We start from the raw sequence: 16631 nt of genomic DNA, 5'->3' as shown, positions 1-16631 counted from the left end.
CGGGGCCAGGTGGCGAGAGGGTGGAAGGAGCAGCTCTGCGGCCTCCGGTTGCTGTGCGGCCCTGTGGGGGCGCCGCCGCACCGGCCGCTCGGCAGGGGAAGGGCCGGGCTGGTCACGACCGTACGCGCCCCCGCGAGGAGTTCGCCATGGACGGTACGACGCTGCAGGGGATACGGACGGCGCTGCGCGGACCGGTCATCACGGCCGAGGACGCGGCGTACGACGAGGCCCGCAAGGCGTACAACGCGATGATCGACCGGCGGCCGGCCGCCGTGGTGCGGTGCCGGGACGCGGGCGACGTGCGGGACGCGGTCACCGCGATCCGCGAGCGGGGACTGGAGATAGCGGTGCGCGGCGGCGCGCACAGCGGCCCCGGCCTCTGCCTGGTGGACGACGGGGTCACCGTCGACCTGTCGCCGATGAGCGGAGTGCGCGTCGACCCGGCCGCGCGGACCGCCCAGGTCGGCGGAGGCAGCCTGCTGGCCGACCTCGACCACGCCGCGCACGCCTTCGGCCTGGGCGTACCGGCCGGGATCGTGTCGACGACCGGTGTGGCGGGCCTGACGCTCGGCGGCGGACACGGCCACCTCACCCGCAAGTACGGCCTGACCGTGGACAGCCTGCGGTCCGCCGACGTCGTACTCGCCGACGGCGGTTTCGTCACCGCGAACGAGCGGGAGCACCCGGACCTCTTCTGGGCGCTGCGCGGCGGCGGCGGCAACTTCGGCGTCGTCACCTCCTTCACCTTCGACCTGCACCCCGTGGACACCGTCGTCCTCGGGCTCACCCTGTGGCCGCTGGACCGCATCCGCGACGTGCTGCGCTGGTACCGCGAGTTCCTCCCGCAGGCGCCGAACGACCTCAACGGCTTCTTCGCGGAGCTGACCGTGCCGCCGGCCCCGCCCTTCCCCGAGGAGATCCACGGGCGGAAGATGTGCGGCGTGGTGTGGTGCGTGACCGCCGACCCGGACGAGGCGGAGCAGGCGCTCGCGATCGTGGACGAGCCCGGGCCGCCGGACTTCCACTTCACGACCCCGATGCCCTATCCGGCGGTGCAGTCGATGTTCGACGGCCTGATGCCGCCGGGCCTGCAGTGGTACTGGCGCGGGGACTTCTTCGACCGGATCACGGACGAGGCCGTGGAGGTGCACGCCGAATACGCGGAGCGGCTGCCGACCGGCCTGTCGACGATGCACATGTACCCGGTCGACGGTGCCGCGCACGAGGTGGCCCCGGGGGACACGGCGTGGGCCTACCGGGACGCGGTGTGGTCGGGGATCGTCGCCGGCATCGACCCGGACCCGGCCAACGCCGAGCGGATCAGGCAGTGGTGCGTGGAGTACTGGGAGGCGCTGCACCCCCATTCGATGGGCGGCGGCTACGTCAACTTCATGGGCACCGGCGAGCGGCAGGACCGGGTCAGGGCCACCTACCGCGACCACTACGACCGGCTCGCGGACGTCAAGCGGACCTACGACCCCGGCAACTTCTTCCGCGCCAACCAGAACATCGCCCCGTCCGCGCCCTCCTGAGGACCCCTCGGCCCGCCACCGGAACGTCACCGAGTGCCACGTCGGACGGCCGAGGCCGAACGGGACCGCGACCCCGCGACGTCTCCAGCCTGCCTACGAGGCCCCGGTGGTGCACCGGTATCCGCTGGCGTCGGCTACTTGAGTCATGCCTCCTCTGTGCCGCTTCCGTGCATGTGGTGGAGCATGAGCAGTGCGGCCACCGCATTCGCCGACCTGATCTCGCCCCGCTCGACCAGGGCCGGTACCGAGGCAAGGGGTACCCATTCCCGGCGCTCCGACTCGAAGTCGTCCTCGGGGTGGCCGACGTACTCGGCGGTGGTGGACCAGTAGACGTGGTGGCGGCCGTCGGCGAGGCCGTTGGAGGGCTCGACGGTGAGGAGGTGCTTGAGGGGGCCCGGGCGCCAGCCGGTCTCCTCGACCATCTCGCGCGCCGCCGCTGCCTCGATGGCCTCGCCGTGCTCGACGACGCCGGCGGCGAGTTCCCAGCCCCAACTGTCGGTGATGAAGCGGTGGCGCCACAGCAGGAGGGCTTCGCCCGCCTCGTTGACGGTGGTGGCGAGGGCGACGGGGCGTTGACGGATGAGGTAGTGGTCGAGGTGGCGGCCGTCAGGGAGTTCGACGTCGGCGAGGTTGAGGGTGAGCCAGGGCGACCGGTCCAAGCATAGGAAGTTCACGCTAGGCGTCGAGCTGATGTCACGTCAGGTGAAGTGGGGTTCTTGTGCTTGGCAGCTGCGCAGCTCCCGCGTGAGTCCTGAGTCCGCGGCCCGACCCGGTGGTCCGGCGTGTGCGTGTGCCGGACCACCGGGCAGAGGAAGGGGTCAGGTGCAGGTGGCGAGGAGGAAGGAGATGACAGTGCAGGTGGCAGTGCTGGTGTCGTTCGCCGGCGTGGTATCCGTGGGTGCGGAGGCCGTGCGCGTGCCCGTAACCGAGACGGGTCCGAGGGACAGCAGGTTCAGCGGGACGCGGAAGGACTTCGCGCTGCTGGCGCCGTTGGCGATGCTGCCGAAGGTGCAGGTCACGCTGCCTGTCGCAGTGGTGCAGCCGGAGGACAGGTTCGTGGCGCCCACACCCGGCGGGAGGCTCGCGGTGATGGTGGCCGAGGTGACCGGGTCGGGGCCGTTGTTGTGCGCGGTCAGGGCGTAGGTGAGGTAGGGCACCAGGATGCCCAGTTGGGGCTGGCCGGTGACGGTGACGGCGATGTCAGCGTTGGGCGCGACGTAGGTGTACCGGTCTGCACTGCTGGTCGTGCTGGTCCCGCCGGGGGTGGTGACCTGGATGTCGACCGTGCCGGCCGCATGCGCCGGGGAGGTGGTGGTGCAGGTGGTGTCGGTGGTGCAGGACACGGCGGTGGCCGGGCTGCCCGGGCCGAAGGTGAGGGCGGTGGCGCCGGTCAGGTCGGTACCGGTGACGGTGACCGGGGTGCCGCCGGCGATGGGTCCGCTGCTGGGACTGACTGCGGTCACGGCCGGCTGCGCGAAGTAGGTGTACTGGTCGGCTGCGGAGGCGGGGCTGGTGCCGGCCGGGGTGGTGACCGTGACGTCCACCATGCCGGCGGCGTGAGCCGGGATGGTCGCGGTGACTTCCAGGTCGCTGATGACGGTGACGTCGGTGGCCGGGGTGCCGCCGAAGTTCACGGCGCCGGCACCGGCCAGGCCGGTTCCGGTGATCGTGACGGTGCCGCCGCCGGAGGCCGGGCCGTGGTCGGGGCTGATTGAAGTGACGGCGACCGGCGGGGGCGTCACGGTGACGCCGAACGGGGTGGTTCCCACCGGGACGGCGCCGGTGACGTTGCCGGTGGCCGTGTCGATCACCGAGACCGTGTTGGAGCCGGAGTTGGTGACGTAGGCGCTGCCGCCGGCCCGGTCGGCCGCGACGCCGACGGGCCCTGAGCCGACGGTGGTCGTGCCGGTGATGGTGTTGGTGGCCGTGTCGATAACCGCGACGTTGCCCGCGTTGGCGTTGGCCACGTAGACGTGGGCGCCGTCCGGGGTGACCGTGATCCCCTCCGGCCCGCCGGGATCTGGGATGAGGGCGGTAATGGTGTTGGTGGCGGTGTCGATCACCGAGACCGTGTTGCTGTTGAAGTTCGCCGTGTAGGCGTGGGCGCCGTCCGGGGAGACTGCCACAGCCGCGGGCGTCCTGGCATTGGGGTCGCTGATGGTCGCGGTAACCGTGCTGGTGGCGGTATCGACGACCGAGACCGAACTGCCCACGAAGTTGGCCACGTAGGCCTTGCCGCCGTCGGGGGTGAACGCGATACCGATAGGCTGGTTACTGGTGGCGAAGGTCCCGGTGACGGTGTTGGTGGCGGTGTCGATCACGGTGATCCCGCCGACGCCCGTGGCGATGTTGCCGCCGACGTAGAGCAGGGAGCCGTCGGGAGAGACCGCCACGGGACCCGGGATCGCACTGACAGGAACGGTTGCGGTGACCGTGTTGGTGGCCGTGTCGATGACCGAGACGTTGTTGTCCCCGTCGTTGGCTACGTACACGCGGGAGCCGTCGGGGGACTCGGCCACCCCTTCGGGGAACCGGCCGACGGGAACGGTCGCGGTGACCGTGCCGGTCGCGGTGTCGACGACCGAGACCGAATTGGCGCGCAGGTTGGTGACGTAGGCCATCCTGGCCCCGGTGCTCGCCTGGGCGGGCGCGGCGGCCAGGGCGACCAGGCCGGTCAGGGCCAGGCCAGCGGAACACACCGCAGCAATGAGGGAACGGTGCCGGGATTGGCGTATCAGGCGTAACGGCCAGGACCTGCGAGAACGGGAAGACGTCACTGTCTCTCCTTCCGGTCCGCACCACGACGGCGGGGACCGGAAGGCCCCGGGAAACCGGCAGCGGCGCGGTCGCACAGGACGGACCCGCCCCCTGCGGCACTCACCGCCGGACCTGCCCGCCCCCGCCCGCCACCGCGGCCCAGTCGGCCGCGACAGCAAGCGACTCGCACGCACCCACAGAATCAGGCACAGCCAAGTCCTCGCATGTTCTCAACGATCCACCCTGCGCCAGGCTAGATGCTCGATCTGGACCGAAAATGGCCGATCGGCGATTCATTTCCTCGCGCTGTTGTCTCTGCCCCGCAGCTTCAGGGCCGGCGATGTCCGGCGCCCGAGAGGGGATGGGGTTGCGGGACTGGTGAAGCGGACGGCCGCCGTGAAGTTGGCGCGGCGGGCGGCGCCGCGGAAGGTGGTGAGGGCTGCGGGGCCGGCGATGAGGATGGCGATGAAGTTGGTGACCGCGGCCGGTGTCCCAGCCGAGGGAGGTGGCGACGTCGAAAGCGAGGTAGCGGTGCCACTGCTCGGTGAAGGGCAGGCCGGGCAGGTAGGCGATGGAGCTGCCGGGGTCGATGGAGAAGGGCCAGAAAGACAGGTTGAGCAGGAAGCCGAAGAGGTAGGCGGAGGCTGCGCCCACGAACAGGCCTGCGCCATCTTCCGCGAGACCGGCTATTACGAGGCAGAGCAGTTGGCTGATGTTCACCTGGAAGCAGTTCGGAAGGCGGGTAAAGGAGACCAACGCATCTGGCGGTTCCTGCGGCGGCACAGCTGAACTGGCCAACAGGTCATCGCCGAGGAGCGGGGCGACATTGGCAGGACCGTCTCATCCGTCCCCTGGCCTTCTTCTTCGAAGCGGTGGTAGGCACTCCCGGCACCCAGAAGGGACCCGTCAGGCACCACCAAGGCCGGGGCCTCACCGCGAACGATGAGGCCCCGGCCTTCTCAGCTCAGTCCCTGGCGAGCGTCCCCCTATCGACGGCGCACCACTCCGTGGAGGCGGCCTGCCCGTTCGAGGGGGGCCACTGGACGCGGACTCCTCCCGGACGGACATCGACGTGTGTACTGCTACGCCGGAGGCCCCTCCGCCGGAACGGCGGAGGGGCCTCTGAACTGGGCTTCTTCTGTGGGCGTGGACGGTTTCGAACCGCCGACATCCGCCTTGTAAGGGCGGTGCTCCGTCGTTGCCGTGCCGCGCCGCAGGGCAGCGCGACGCCGCCGGGCGGGGTGGGGCCGCCGGCGGCGCGGGAGGGGTGGGGGGTTGTCAGCCCGGGATCAGGCCGTCGTCGTCGAGGAGGGCCCGGACCTCCTCAAGGGTGGCGTCGCCCGCCGGGAGGATCAGCCCGGAGGGCTCCAGCGAGGCGTCCGGCAGCGGCTCGCCGGCCGCGCGCACGCCGTCCAGCAGAGCGGAGAGCGTCCGCTGGAAGGCGGCCTCGTCACCCGACCGCACCGCGGCCAGCAGTTCGTCGTCCAACGCGTTGAGCTCGGTGAGGCGGCTGTCGTCCACCCGCACCTGGCCCTCCCCCATGATCCGCACGATCACGACGGCCTCCTCCGTCCACCGAACCTGCTCGGAGCCGGGCAGACCCGCACGGGACTGCCTCAGACGTGCCGGGCGCGGCCGGGCCGCGCCCTCACTGCTTGTGGTGCCGTGCCGTCACTGCTTGTCGAAGCGCGGGGCTTCCTGCTGCTGGCCCTGGGCGGCCTGTCCGCTCTGGCCGCCCTCGATCGCCTGCTGCCCGCTGCCGCCGGCCAGCTCCGCCTTCATGCGCTGGAGCTCCAGCTCGACGTCGCTGCCGCCGGAGAGCCGGTCCAGCTCCGCCTGGAGGTCGTCCTTGGCCAGGCCGCTGGGGTCGTCGAGCGCGCCGGAGGCCATCAGCTCGTCCAGGGCGCCGGCCCGGGCCCGCAGCTGCTCGGTCTTGTCCTCGGCCCGCTGGATGGCCATGCCGACGTCGCCCATCTCCTCGGAGATGCCGGAGAACGCCTCGCCGATCTGGGTCTGCGCCTGGGCGGCGGTGTAGGTGGCCTTGATGGTCTCCTTCTTCGTGCGGAAGGCGTCCACCTTGGCCTGGAGCCGCTGGGAGGCGAGGGTGAGCTTCTCCTCCTCGCCCTGGAGCTGGGTGTGCTGGGCCTGGAGGTCGGTCACCTGCTGCTGGAGCGCGGCGCGGCGGGAGAGCGCTTCGCGGGCCAGGTCCTCGCGGCCCAGGGCGAGCGCCTTGCGGCCCTGCTCCTCGTACGTGGTCGACTTCTTCTGGAGCTCGTTCAGCTGGAGCTCCAGCCGCTTGCGCGAAGTGGCGACGTCGGCCACTCCGCGGCGCACCTTCTGCAGCAGCTCCAGCTGCTTCTGGTACGAGTAGTCGAGGGTCTCGCGCGGGTCCTCGGCCCGGTCCAGGGCCTTGTTCGCCTTCGCGCGGAAGATCATCCCCATCCGCTTCATGACACCGCTCATGGGCTTCGCGCGCCCCCTTCTCGGCAACTGCTCCGGCACTGCTACAGACTCAAGCCTACGGGCCCTGGTTCCATTACCGCACTGCCCTGGTGCGGATGCACTCATCCGCAGGGACGATCAAGCGACCCCGGCCTCGGGCCCAGGGATGAGGGACGTTCCCAGGGTGTCGGGCCTCATCCCCGGGGATGAGGCCGGGGACTGGGGTGTCGGGCCGCGAGCACGTAACCTTGGTCGTGTGTTCCGACGCCGTTCCTCAGAAGATGAGCAGTCCACCACCCCGGGTACCGTGATGGTCGACGAGCAGCCCCGCGATGCCCAGGCGCCCAAGGGCCGCCCGACGCCCAAGCGCAGTGAGGCGCAGAGCGCCCGGCGCAAGGCCGCGGCCACCGGGCCCATGGACCGCAAGACCGCCGCGCGCAAGACCCGGGAGGCCCGCCGGGCCGACATGGCCAAACAGCGCGAGGCGCTGGCCGGCGGTGACGAGAGGTACCTGCCGGCCCGCGACAAGGGCCAGGTCCGCAAGTTCATCCGCGACTACGTCGACTCCCGGACCCGCTTCGCCGAGTTCTTCCTGCCGCTGGCGGTGGTCATCCTCATCCTGAGCGCGGTCGGCGGCATGCAGGACCTGATGCTCCTGCTGTGGCTGGTGGTCATCGTCGGCATCGTCGTGGACACCGTGATCATGGTGGTGCGGATGCGCGGCGAGCTGCGCCGCCGCTTCCCGAAGGACACCACCCCCCGTACGACGATGTACGCGATCACCCGCAGCCTGCAGATGCGGCGGCTGAGGCTGCCGAAGCCGCAGGTCACCCGCGGGACCAAGCTCTGAGCGGGGGATACCCCGCCCCGGCCTCCGACTACCCGGACCACTCCGCCTACCCGGGCCAGCAGGGCTACCCGGCTCAGCAGGGCCACCCTGGACACCCCGGCCAGCAGGGCCATCCCGGCCACCCGTTGGGTGTTCCGGGCGTGCCCGGCGTTCCCGACGTCCCTGGTGCTCCCGGAGCGGGCGGGTTCGCGAGCGGTGCGGAGGGCCGGCTGGGCCAGCTGGGCGGACTGCGGAACACCGTCCGGCAGGAGCTGGTGGCCCGCCAGCTCGACGAGCAGATCGCCGCGTGCTTCCCGGACCCCTCCGGCGGCTACGCCGTGCGGCGGCTGCGGGTGCTGGACATAGGCCCCGCCCAGGGTACCCAGGCGTTGCGGCTGGCCCGCCTAGGCCACCTGGTGACGGGGCTGGAGTCGAACCCGACGATGCTGGCCGCGCTGCGGCAGGCGGTGGCGGCCGAGCCGGCGGACGTGCGGGAGCGGTTCGTGGTGCTGGGCGGGGACGGCCGGGACACCGGCCGGCACTTCGGCCCGGCCTGGTTCGACGTGGTGCTCTGCCACGGCGTGCTGATGTACCTGCCCGACCCCGAGCCGCTGCTGGCCGCGCTGGCCCGGGTGCTGGCGCCGGGCGGCCTGCTGTCGGTGCTGGTCCGCAACGGGGGCTCGCTGGCCATGCGGCCGGGCCTGTTCGGCGACTGGTCCGGGGCGCTCGCCGCGTTCGGGGCCGACGCCGACACCAACCGGCTGGGCCAGGCCACGCGCGCCGACCGCCTGGACCGGCTGGCCGCCACCATGCGCGGCATCGGGGTGCCGCCGCGTGACTGGTACGGCGTCCGCGTGTTCACCGACATGGCCTCCGACCAGGACCAGGTGCCCCGCGACCCGCGCGAGCTGGCGCTGCTGCTGGAGGCGGAGGACCGGGCGGGGCGCACCGACCCGTACCGGGGTGTGGCGGCGCTGCTGCACCTGTGCGGAGTGCGGAGCTGAGGCCCCTACGGCCTGGGACGGGGGCACGGGGCAGGGGCTGACGGCACGGCTTCGGCGGCGCGTCCGCGGCGGGTTCGGGGCCGGTGTGCGGGCGGTGTACGGGCCGGTGCATAAGCCGGTGTACGGGCCGGTGTGCGGGTCGTAGCGGGACCGGTGCCAGGCCGCGTCGGTCAGGGGAGGGGCGCCTCGGGGGTGACCCGAATGGCGGTGCGGGCCGGGCCCGAGCCTCGACCCGACGGGACAATTCGGACATGAGCCGATCGCACTCCGCCCGCTCCCGCTCCACCCGAACCGCGCTCGCCGGCGCCGCCGGCCTCAGCGGCGCCGCGCTGCTGCTCGTCTCCGGATGCACCCCGACCACCGGCGCGTCCCCGGTCTCCGACGCGGCCTCGGCGAGCGGCCCCGCGGAGGCCGCGGCGGCCCAGGCCGACACCTCCGCCCAGGGGCTCCAGAGCGCCTACCAGCAGACCGTCAAGGCCGTCCTGCCGTCGGTCGTGCAGATCACCACCAGCCAGGACCTCGGCTCCGGCGTCGTCTACGACAGCAAGGGCGACATCGTCACCAACGCCCACGTGGTCGGTGACGCCAAGAACTTCCAGGTCTCGCTGGCCACCGGCGGGAAGCCGCTGGCGGCCACCCTCGTGTCGTCCTTCCCGGCCAACGACCTCGCCGTGGTGCGGCTGTCCTCGCCGCCCAAGAGCCTCAAGCCGGCCTCCTTCGCCGACACCTCGAAGGTCGGGGTCGGCGAGCTGGTGCTGGCCATGGGCAACCCGCTGGGGCTGTCCAGCAGCGTGACCGAGGGCATCGTCTCGGCGACCGGGCGGACGGTCAGCGAGGGCGAGTCCGGCGGCGGCACCGGCGCGACCATCCCGGACATGGTGCAGACCTCGGCCGCGATCAACCCGGGCAACAGCGGGGGCGCGCTGGTCTCGCTCGACAACCAGGTGATCGGCATCCCCACCCTCGCCGCCACCGACCCGCAGCTCGGCAGCGGCGCGGCGCCCGGTATCGGCTTCGCCATCCCGTCCTCGACGGTCAAGCGCATCGCCGACCAGATCATCGAGCACGGCAAGGTCACCGACTCCGGCCGTGCGGCCCTCGGGGTGACCGTGCGCGGGGTCGTCGGCGAGAACTTCCAGCCGGCGGGCGTCGCGATCGTCACCGAGGAGAAGAACGGGGCGGCGGCGAAGGCGGGCCTCAAGGCGGGCGACGTCATCACCCGCGTCGGCAACACGCAGATCACCACCGTCCAGTCGCTCTCCGAGGCGCTGGCCGCCCTCCGCCCGGGGGACAAGACGAAGGTGACCTACACGCGCGGTACGTCGACGAAGACGGCGGAGGTCACGCTGGGCTCCCTGTGACCGCGGGTGACGGCGCCGACAGCGGCGACCGCCCGAACCGACCGCCCGACCGCCCGACCGCTTGGTGCGGATCGCGCCGGGCGGTCGGACCGCTGGAAGCGCCTATGCCTGCTCGGGCGCGGCGGCGGTCTCCTCGTGGAGGCTCATCGGGCCGTAGATCCTCGTGTCGTCCTCGAAGAGCACGACCTGGTCGGCGCCGCCGGCCAGCAGGTCCTTCCACACCTCGCCGACCCACGACTCGGCGTCGCCCTGGGTGGCGAACTCCTCGGGCTGCACCGCGGGCGGCACCTCGGTGCCGTCGGACTTCTCGAACCGCCACGTCCACGCCATGCTCGCTCCTCGGGTCCGGGGATGGGCGCCCAAAAACCGCCGCCCGGGCAGCGTAGCCGCCGCACTCGCCGGGCACCGGTGATCCCGAGCGATCTTGCCAGCGCGTCCCGGCGGCCGTCGAGAGGGCGTCACGAGCGCGTCGGCGGGGGCGACGGCCGGGGCGACGGCGGGGCGCTCGGAGGACCGGACCCCGCCGGGACCCCGTCCGGTCCCGCCCGCGCCCGGTGCGGAACACCGCCGGGACCCCGCGCGGAAGGCCGCCGGAACCCCTCTTCTCGACTGCCGCTCGGACTCCCGCTCGGCCCCCGCTCGGACCCCGTCCGGTGCCGCCCGGGCGGCCCGGCGCGCTCGCGCGCGGCGGACGCGCGAAGATCGTGGCGTGGAACTCACTCTGCTCGGCACCGGCGCCCCCGAGGGCCTGCCCGTGCCCGGCTGCCCCTGCGCGGTCTGCGCCCTGGCCGACGGCGCCGCCGCCCGTGCCGCGACGTCGGTGCTGGTCGACGGCGTGGTGCTGCTCGACCTCGCGCCCGCCCTCGCCCTGGCCGCGGCCCGGGCAGGGCGGAGTCTGGGGGCGCTGCGCCTGGTCCTGCTGTCGCATCCGCACGACGGTCCGCCGCTGGAGGTCCCGCCCGGCCTGCCCGCCCCCGCGCGGGTGCCCGACGGCCAGCGGCTTCCCCTGACCACCGGGCACCGGGTACGGGCCGTGCCCACCGACGCGCCGGGCACCGGGTACGCCGTCGAGGGGCCCGACGGCTCCCGCGCCCTGTACCTGCCGCCCGGTTGCGCCCCGGCCGGGCTGGCGGCCGACCGCGGCGGCCCGGCGCGGGGGCCCTATGACGTGGTGCTCCTGGACGTGCTGGGCCGGCCCGACGCGCTGGCCCGGCTGCGGGCGGCCGGGGAGGTCGCGGCCACCACCGACGTCGTCGCCGTGCACCTCGGACACGACGCGCCGCCCGGCCCCGAACTGGCGCGGCGGCTGGCGGCGGTCGGCGCCCGCGCGGTGCCCGACGGCACCGTGCTGGTGGCCGGCGACTACCACCAGGTCCCCGACGTGCCGCGCCGCACCCTGGTGCTCGGCGGCGCCCGTTCGGGCAAGTCGGCCGAGGCCGAACGGCGCCTGGAGGCGTTTCCCGACGTCCTGTACGTGGCCACCGGCGGTACCCGCGAGGGCGACTCCGACTGGGCCGAACGGGTGAGCGCGCACCGCGAGCGCCGTCCGGGGTCCTGGCAGACCGCCGAGACCTGCGACCTGGTCCCCCTGCTCGCCGACGCCGACGGCCCCCCGATGCTGGTGGACTGCCTGTCGTTGTGGCTCACCGCGGTGATGGACGCCGCCGGCGCCTGGGAGGACGCCGCCTGGCGGGACGGCGCCGCCGCGAAGGTCCGGGCCGAGGTCGACGCGCTGTGCGCGGCCTGGCGCGCCACCCGCCGCACGGTCGTCGCGGTCTCCAACGAGGTCGGCTCCGGCGTGGTGCCCGCCACCTCCGCCGGACGCCGCTTCCGCGACGAACTCGGCCGTCTCAACGCGGCGGTGGCCGCCCGGTCCGAACACGTGCTGCTGGTGGTCGCCGGTATCCCGCTGCCCCTGCGGTGAACCCGGTGGACCCGGTGGAGCCGGTGGAGCCGGCCGGGGGCGCGGGGCCGGGGCGGAGGGCGGGTAAGGCCGTGTGGTCAGTGTGGCCAGTGGTTCTGGTGGGGCCGCTGAGTCGCGAGCCGGGGGAGGGGCGCCGCGCCGCCGCCCGCGGGCGGTAACGTTCGGCGGGTGACTGGGATCGACATGGATGAGTTCGCAAGCCTGGTGGAGCGGCCGGACGCGGGGGTCCGGAGGGACTCCCAGGAGCGCTGGGCCGGTCTGGTCCGGCCGCAGGGCGGCCTGGGCCGGGTGGCCGAACTGGCCGACTGGCTGGCGGCGGTGCGCGGCACCGCGGTCGTGAAGCCGATCGAGCGCCCCCGGGTGGTGGTCTTCGCCGGGGACCACGGCGTCGCCGAGCTGGAGGTCTCGGCCCAGCCGGCCGGCTCCACCGCCGAGTTGGTGCGGGCCGCGGTGGAGGGCGCCTCGCCGGCCGCGATTCTGGCCCGCCAGTACGGCGCCGGGCTCCGGGTGGTCGACGTGGCGGTCGACTGCGACCCGGCCGAGCTGCCCGCCGAGGTCGCCGGCCACCGGGTGCGGCGCGGCTCGGGCCGGCTCGACGTCGAGGACGCGCTCACCCGCGACGAGGCCGAGCAGGCGTTCCGCACCGGCATGGCCCTCGCCGACGAGGAGGCCGACTCCGGCACCGACCTCGTCCTCCTGGGTGACCTGAGCGTGGGCGGCACCACCGCCGCCGGCGTGCTCATCGCCGCGCTGTGCGGGACCGACGCCTCCGTGGTGACCGGGCGCGGCTCCGGCATCGACGACCTCGCGTGGATGCGCAAGTGCGCGGCGATCCGCGACGGCCTGCGCCGGGCCCGCCCGGTGCTCGGCGACCAGCTCGCGCTGCTGGCCGCGGTGGGCGGCGCGGACCTCACCGCCACCACCGGGTTCCTGCTCCAGGCGGCCGTCCGCAAGCTGCCCGTGGTGCTGGACGGCGTGGTTAGCGCCGCCTGCGCGCTGGTGGCCCAGCGGGTCGCCTTCCGGGCGCCCGACTGGTGGGTGGCGGGCACCTCCACCGAGGAGCCCGGCCAGGCCAAGGCGCTGGACCGGATCTCCCTCGACCCGCTGGTCGAGCGCGGGGTGCGGGTGGGCGGCGGCGCGGGCGCGCTGCTGGCCCTGCCGCTCCTCCAGGCCGCGGCGGCCCTCTCGGCCGGCCTCGACGTGGCCGCCTCCGACGAGCCCGAGACGGCCGAGCCCGAGGCGGCCGAGCCCGAGCGCGAGCCCGAGGCGGCCGAGCCCGAGGCGGCCGACGGGCGGCCGCAGGAGGACTGAGCCGGGCCCGCCCTCCCCTGATCCCTTCCCCCGATCCCGCCGGTGCTTTCCGCTCGGCGGGATCGGTTCCAGGCTTCCGACTCGGCGCCCTCGTCCGGCGTCGGGCGATTGACGCACCGTCAGTCCCGCCGTCCCCGAAGCCGTCCCCGCCGGGCGCCGGGCGCCCCGGGGGCAGGCCGAGGCAGGCGGCAGCCGAGGCGGGTTCGGGCGGGCTCACGGCAACGCGCGGCTGAAGATCGCCAGTTCGGGCGGGCGCAGGCCGCGGAGGCAGACGAAGCCGTCGCTGGTGACCGACAGGCCCGCCGTGACGGCCACGTCGACCGCCCACTGCGCCTCGGCCAGCACATGGCCGATCCGCACCGGCTCGCCCGCCGGGGTGGCCGCGAGGGCGGCGGTCAGCAGCCGGGTGGCCAGCCGGCGGGAGGTCGCCGCCAGCGCCTCCACCCGGCCGCCGCGGGTGTAGCAGTACCCGCTGCCGGCGAGGTCGTCGGCGACCAGCAGCGTGTGGTGGCGCAGGAGTTCGTCGTGGTCCGGGCCGTGGGCGCCGCCCCGGGTGCGGCGGTCGACGGAGTCCATCAGGTCCCGGTGCCGCTCCGTCCCCTCGTGCACCGCGCCGTCCAGCGGGCCGAGCCGGGCCACGTCCACGGCGCCGCTCAGCCGCATCGCGGGGTGCACGGTCAGGCCGGCCCGCCGCAGCGTGCGCACCGCCACCGGGTGGCCCGGAGCGCAGGCGACGCCGCGCAGGCAGGCCCGCCCGTACTGGAGCGAGCGGGCCAGTAGCGCCTTGCCGACCTCCTTGCCCTGCGCGTCGGGCGCGACCGCCAGCAGGGACAGCGCCCAGGTGCCCTCGCGCCGGGAGGAGAGCACCGCGCCCACCGGCCCGGCCGTCTCGTCCTCGGCGATCCAGCAGCCGCCCGGGTCGGTCCGGGCCAGGTGCCGCACCCGTCCGCGCCGCCGGGCGGCCCGCTCGGGGCTGTCCGCCGATCCCGGGCCCTCGGTCGTCCCCGGGCCGTCCGCTGTGTCCGGAGCGGGCCGTCCGGGCGTGGGGCCGGGTCCGGGCGGTGCGGCCAGGGAGGGCCGCCCCTCGAAGGCCGCCGCGGCGATCTCCCGCACCACGTCGGCGTCCCGCTCGTCGTCGCGTACCGGCCGGAAAAGCACCCCTCAATGATGCCCCGGCCAACTCCCTTACGGGTGACGCTTGTCGGGTGCGGCGCGGCGTGTTGCCGGGTGCGGCCCGGTGTCGGCCCCGGCCCGGTGCCGTACAGCGCCGCACCGGTGCCGTACCCGGTGCCGAACCGTTTCCCCGCGGCCCGGCACCGGCCGGTTCCGCTACGGCAGCGCCAGCATCTGCTCCAGCGCGACCTTGGCGAAGTGCTCGGTCTCGGCGTCGACCTGGATGCGGTTGACCACCCGGCCGTCGGCCAGCGACTCCAGGGCCCACACCAGGTGCGGCAGGTCGATCCGGTTCATCGTGGAGCAGAAGCAGACCGTGCGGTCCAGGAAGACGATCTGCTTGTCGGGGTGGGCCTTCGCCAGCCGGCGCACCAGGTTCAGCTCGGTGCCGACCGCCCAGGACGAGCCGGCCGGGGCCTCGTCCAGCATGGCGATGATCTGCTCGGTGGAGCCGACGCGGTCGGCGGCCCTGATGACCTCGTGCCGGCACTCGGGGTGCGCCACCACGGTCACCCCGGGGATGCGGGCGCGTACCTCGTCCACGGACTCGCGGGTGAAGCGGCCGTGCACCGAGCAGTGGCCGCGCCACAGGATCATCTTCGCCGCGCGCAGCTCCTCGGCGGTCAGGCCGCCGTTCGGCTTGTGCGGGTTGTAGACGACGCAGTCCTCCAGCGTCATGCCCATGTCCAGCACCGCGGTGTTGCGGCCGAGGTGCTGGTCGGGCAGGAAGAGCACCTTCTCGCCCTTGTCGAAGGCCCACTCCAGGGCCCGGCGGGCGTTGGAGGAGGTGCAGATCGTGCCGCCGTGGCGCCCGGTGAACGCCTTGATGTCGGCGGAGGAGTTCATGTACGCCACCGGCACCGTGGCGTCCGCGACGCCCGCCTCGGCGAGCACGTCCCAGCACTCGGCGACCTGCTCGGCGGTGGCCATGTCGGCCATCGAGCAGCCGGCCGCGAGGTCGGGCAGCACGACCTGCTGCCGGTCGGAGGTGAGGATGTCGGCGGACTCCGCCATGAAGTGCACGCCGCAGAAGACGATGAACTCGGCCTCGGGCCGGGCGGCGGCGTCGCGGGCCAGCTTGAACGAGTCGCCGGTGACGTCGGCGAACTCGATGACCTCGTCGCGCTGGTAGTGGTGGCCGAGGACGAACACCCGCTCGCCCAGGCGGGCCTTGGCGGCCCGGGCCCGCTCCACCAGGTCGGGGTCGGAGGGCGCGGGCAGCTCTCCGGGGCAGTCCACGCCGCGCTCGCTGGTCGGGTCGGACTCGCGGCCGAGCAGCAGCAGCGCGAGCGGGGAGGGCTGGACGTCCAGCGGGTCGGCGGCGGCCGCGGCGTCTGCCGCGCCTGCCGCACCTGTGACGTCCGCGGGATCGGTCAGGTGGGGTGTGGTGGTCACGGGCCGGCAGCCCTTTCTTTGCGGCGCGTTCTTGCCGCGCGGAGCCTTTTCGTCTACTTGACGCTATCTATCATAGCCCGTTCGTGTCAGATTGACGATGCTGGTGTCGTCAATGTGACGCATACCGCTGGGCTGACGGCGCCGGTGCGGCCGCGGAAACGGCGGGCGAGGGGCGGGCGGCGGACGATCGCCTGGTCGGAGGCACGGGAACCGGGCACGGGAGGACGTCCCGACACGTCCCCGGCCGGTATCCGGAAAGGCTCCCGAAAGGCTCCCCGGACGCTCCCGAGTGGTTGCGGACACCTCCTGAGCGGGGCGCCGGTGTGCGAACATGGGAGGGGAAACGTCACCACGGACAGGAATGAATCCGAGGGGGCACCGGTTAGGCATCGGTAGCCAGCAGTCCGTACAACCCGGGAGTGAAGCACATGACGGTTCAGGACGAGACCACCACGACGGACGGCATCATCCTGTCCGACGCTGCCGCCGCCAAGGTGAAGAGCCTGCTGGAGCAGGAGGGCCGCGAGGACCTGGCTCTGCGGGTCGCCGTCCAGCCCGGCGGCTGCTCGGGCCTGCGCTACCAGCTGTTCTTCGACGAGCGGTCCCTCGACGGTGACGTCGTCAAGGACTTCGGCGGCGTCAAGGTCGTCACCGACCGGATGAGCGCCCCCTACCTGGGCGGCGCCTCGGTCGACTTCGTCGACACCATCGAGAAGCAGGGCTTCACGATCGACAACCCGAACGCCACGGGCTCCTGCGCCTGCGGCGACTCCTTCCACTGACCGTCCGCCGGCCGCCCGGCCGGTCTCGGCGCTGACGTGGCGAAGCGGCGGCACCCGCGAAGGGTGCCGCCGCTTCGGCATGCCCGGCCGCGCAGGCCGAGCGGCGGGCCGCCCCGGGGGA

Annotated in this window: 14 protein-coding genes and 1 pseudogene; 7 read left to right on the top strand and 8 right to left on the bottom strand. The window is 73.7% G+C overall.

Annotation, left to right across the window (positions count from 1 at the left end):
• Positions 1 to 146: 146 nt before the first annotated feature.
• A complete protein-coding gene (locus BS72_RS03320; RefSeq protein ID WP_037906241.1) occupies positions 147 to 1532 on the top strand; it encodes an FAD-binding oxidoreductase in 1386 nt (461 codons plus the stop codon).
• Positions 1533 to 1675: 143 nt separating this feature from the next.
• Here the strand turns inward: BS72_RS03320 and BS72_RS03315 are convergent, their stop codons facing one another.
• The 5 genes and pseudogenes from BS72_RS03315 to BS72_RS03300 all read right to left on the bottom strand — a co-directional run bounded on the left by BS72_RS03315 (position 1676) and on the right by BS72_RS03300 (position 6752).
• A complete protein-coding gene (locus tag BS72_RS03315) occupies positions 1676 to 2191 on the bottom strand; it encodes an NUDIX hydrolase (protein ID WP_037906239.1) in 516 nt (171 codons plus the stop codon).
• A gap of 159 nt (positions 2192 to 2350) precedes the next feature.
• On the bottom strand, positions 2351 to 4231 hold the full coding sequence (locus BS72_RS03310; protein ID WP_051950598.1) for an IPT/TIG domain-containing protein: 1881 nt from the start codon (positions 4229 to 4231) through the stop codon (positions 2351 to 2353).
• Between the two features lie 351 nt (positions 4232 to 4582).
• Positions 4583 to 4940, bottom strand: a pseudogene (locus BS72_RS37665) (ECF transporter S component); the annotation flags it as partial.
• 627 nt (positions 4941 to 5567) lie between these two features.
• Positions 5568 to 5846 carry a PspA-associated protein PspAA gene (gene pspAA / locus BS72_RS03305; RefSeq protein WP_037906236.1) on the bottom strand — a complete coding sequence of 93 codons (279 nt, stop codon included), beginning with the start codon at positions 5844 to 5846 and terminating at the stop codon, positions 5568 to 5570.
• Between the two features lie 114 nt (positions 5847 to 5960).
• Positions 5961 to 6752: a PspA/IM30 family protein gene (locus tag BS72_RS03300; protein WP_037906233.1), complete on the bottom strand. Its 792-nt coding sequence runs from the start codon at positions 6750 to 6752 to the stop codon at positions 5961 to 5963.
• Between the two features lie 235 nt (positions 6753 to 6987).
• Here BS72_RS03300 and BS72_RS03295 point away from each other — a divergent pair, with 235 nt between their 5' ends.
• From BS72_RS03295 to BS72_RS03285, 3 genes are all read left to right on the top strand, one after another.
• Positions 6988 to 7581, top strand: a complete 594-nt coding sequence (locus BS72_RS03295) for a DUF3043 domain-containing protein (RefSeq protein WP_037906231.1) — start codon at positions 6988 to 6990, stop codon at positions 7579 to 7581.
• A gap of 218 nt (positions 7582 to 7799) precedes the next feature.
• Positions 7800 to 8564 (top strand): class I SAM-dependent methyltransferase, encoded by a 765-nt coding sequence (locus tag BS72_RS03290; RefSeq protein WP_051950733.1) that lies wholly within the window; start codon positions 7800 to 7802, stop codon positions 8562 to 8564.
• 251 nt (positions 8565 to 8815) lie between these two features.
• The gene (locus BS72_RS03285; RefSeq protein ID WP_037906229.1) at positions 8816 to 9925 is read left to right on the top strand and encodes a S1C family serine protease; all 1110 of its coding nucleotides are present in this window, start codon (positions 8816 to 8818) and stop codon (positions 9923 to 9925) included.
• Positions 9926 to 10027: 102 nt separating this feature from the next.
• Here BS72_RS03285 and BS72_RS03280 read toward each other — a convergent pair whose 3' ends face one another.
• Positions 10028 to 10255, bottom strand: a complete 228-nt coding sequence (locus BS72_RS03280; RefSeq protein ID WP_037906226.1) for a hypothetical protein — start codon at positions 10253 to 10255, stop codon at positions 10028 to 10030.
• Positions 10256 to 10634: 379 nt separating this feature from the next.
• Here BS72_RS03280 and BS72_RS03275 point away from each other — a divergent pair, with 379 nt between their 5' ends.
• Both BS72_RS03275 and cobT read left to right on the top strand, forming a co-directional pair.
• Positions 10635 to 11849: a bifunctional adenosylcobinamide kinase/adenosylcobinamide-phosphate guanylyltransferase gene (locus BS72_RS03275; protein WP_037906224.1), complete on the top strand. Its 1215-nt coding sequence runs from the start codon at positions 10635 to 10637 to the stop codon at positions 11847 to 11849.
• A 168-nt stretch (positions 11850 to 12017) separates the two neighbouring features.
• Positions 12018 to 13160 (top strand): nicotinate-nucleotide--dimethylbenzimidazole phosphoribosyltransferase, encoded by a 1143-nt coding sequence (gene cobT / locus BS72_RS03270; RefSeq protein WP_037906220.1) that lies wholly within the window; start codon positions 12018 to 12020, stop codon positions 13158 to 13160.
• Positions 13161 to 13373: 213 nt separating this feature from the next.
• On the opposite strand, the gene BS72_RS03265 is transcribed toward cobT, so the two are convergent.
• Together BS72_RS03265 and nadA are read right to left on the bottom strand one after the other, a co-directional pair.
• Positions 13374 to 14318, bottom strand: coding sequence for a GNAT family N-acetyltransferase (locus tag BS72_RS03265; protein WP_037906218.1), 945 nt, complete (start codon positions 14316 to 14318; stop codon positions 13374 to 13376).
• Positions 14319 to 14489: 171 nt separating this feature from the next.
• On the bottom strand, positions 14490 to 15644 hold the full coding sequence (gene nadA / locus BS72_RS03260) for a quinolinate synthase NadA (protein ID WP_037907447.1): 1155 nt from the start codon (positions 15642 to 15644) through the stop codon (positions 14490 to 14492).
• Between the two features lie 512 nt (positions 15645 to 16156).
• Between nadA and BS72_RS03255 the strand changes: the two genes are divergently transcribed.
• On the top strand, positions 16157 to 16510 hold the full coding sequence (locus tag BS72_RS03255) for a HesB/IscA family protein (RefSeq protein WP_037906216.1): 354 nt from the start codon (positions 16157 to 16159) through the stop codon (positions 16508 to 16510).
• Positions 16511 to 16631: the final 121 nt, after the last annotated feature.

Source organism: Actinacidiphila yeochonensis CN732 (assembly GCF_000745345.1).
GTDB classification, from domain to species: Bacteria; Actinomycetota; Actinomycetes; order Streptomycetales; family Streptomycetaceae; genus Actinacidiphila; species Actinacidiphila yeochonensis.
The sequence above is the reverse complement of the archived record's forward strand: the minus strand, read 5'-3'. Positions and strand labels throughout refer to the sequence as shown.

What these genes read in the sequence shown, in the direction of transcription:
- BS72_RS03320 (WP_037906241.1), top strand. Translation starts at nt 147, where the DNA reads ATGGACGGTACGACGCTGCAGGGGATACGGACGGCGCTGCGCGGACCG.
- BS72_RS03300 (WP_037906233.1), bottom strand. Translation starts at nt 6,752, where the DNA reads ATGAGCGGTGTCATGAAGCGGATGGGGATGATCTTCCGCGCGAAGGCG.
- BS72_RS03285 (WP_037906229.1), top strand. Translation starts at nt 8,816, where the DNA reads ATGAGCCGATCGCACTCCGCCCGCTCCCGCTCCACCCGAACCGCGCTC.
- BS72_RS03280 (WP_037906226.1), bottom strand. Translation starts at nt 10,255, where the DNA reads ATGGCGTGGACGTGGCGGTTCGAGAAGTCCGACGGCACCGAGGTGCCG.
- BS72_RS03255 (WP_037906216.1), top strand. Translation starts at nt 16,157, where the DNA reads ATGACGGTTCAGGACGAGACCACCACGACGGACGGCATCATCCTGTCC.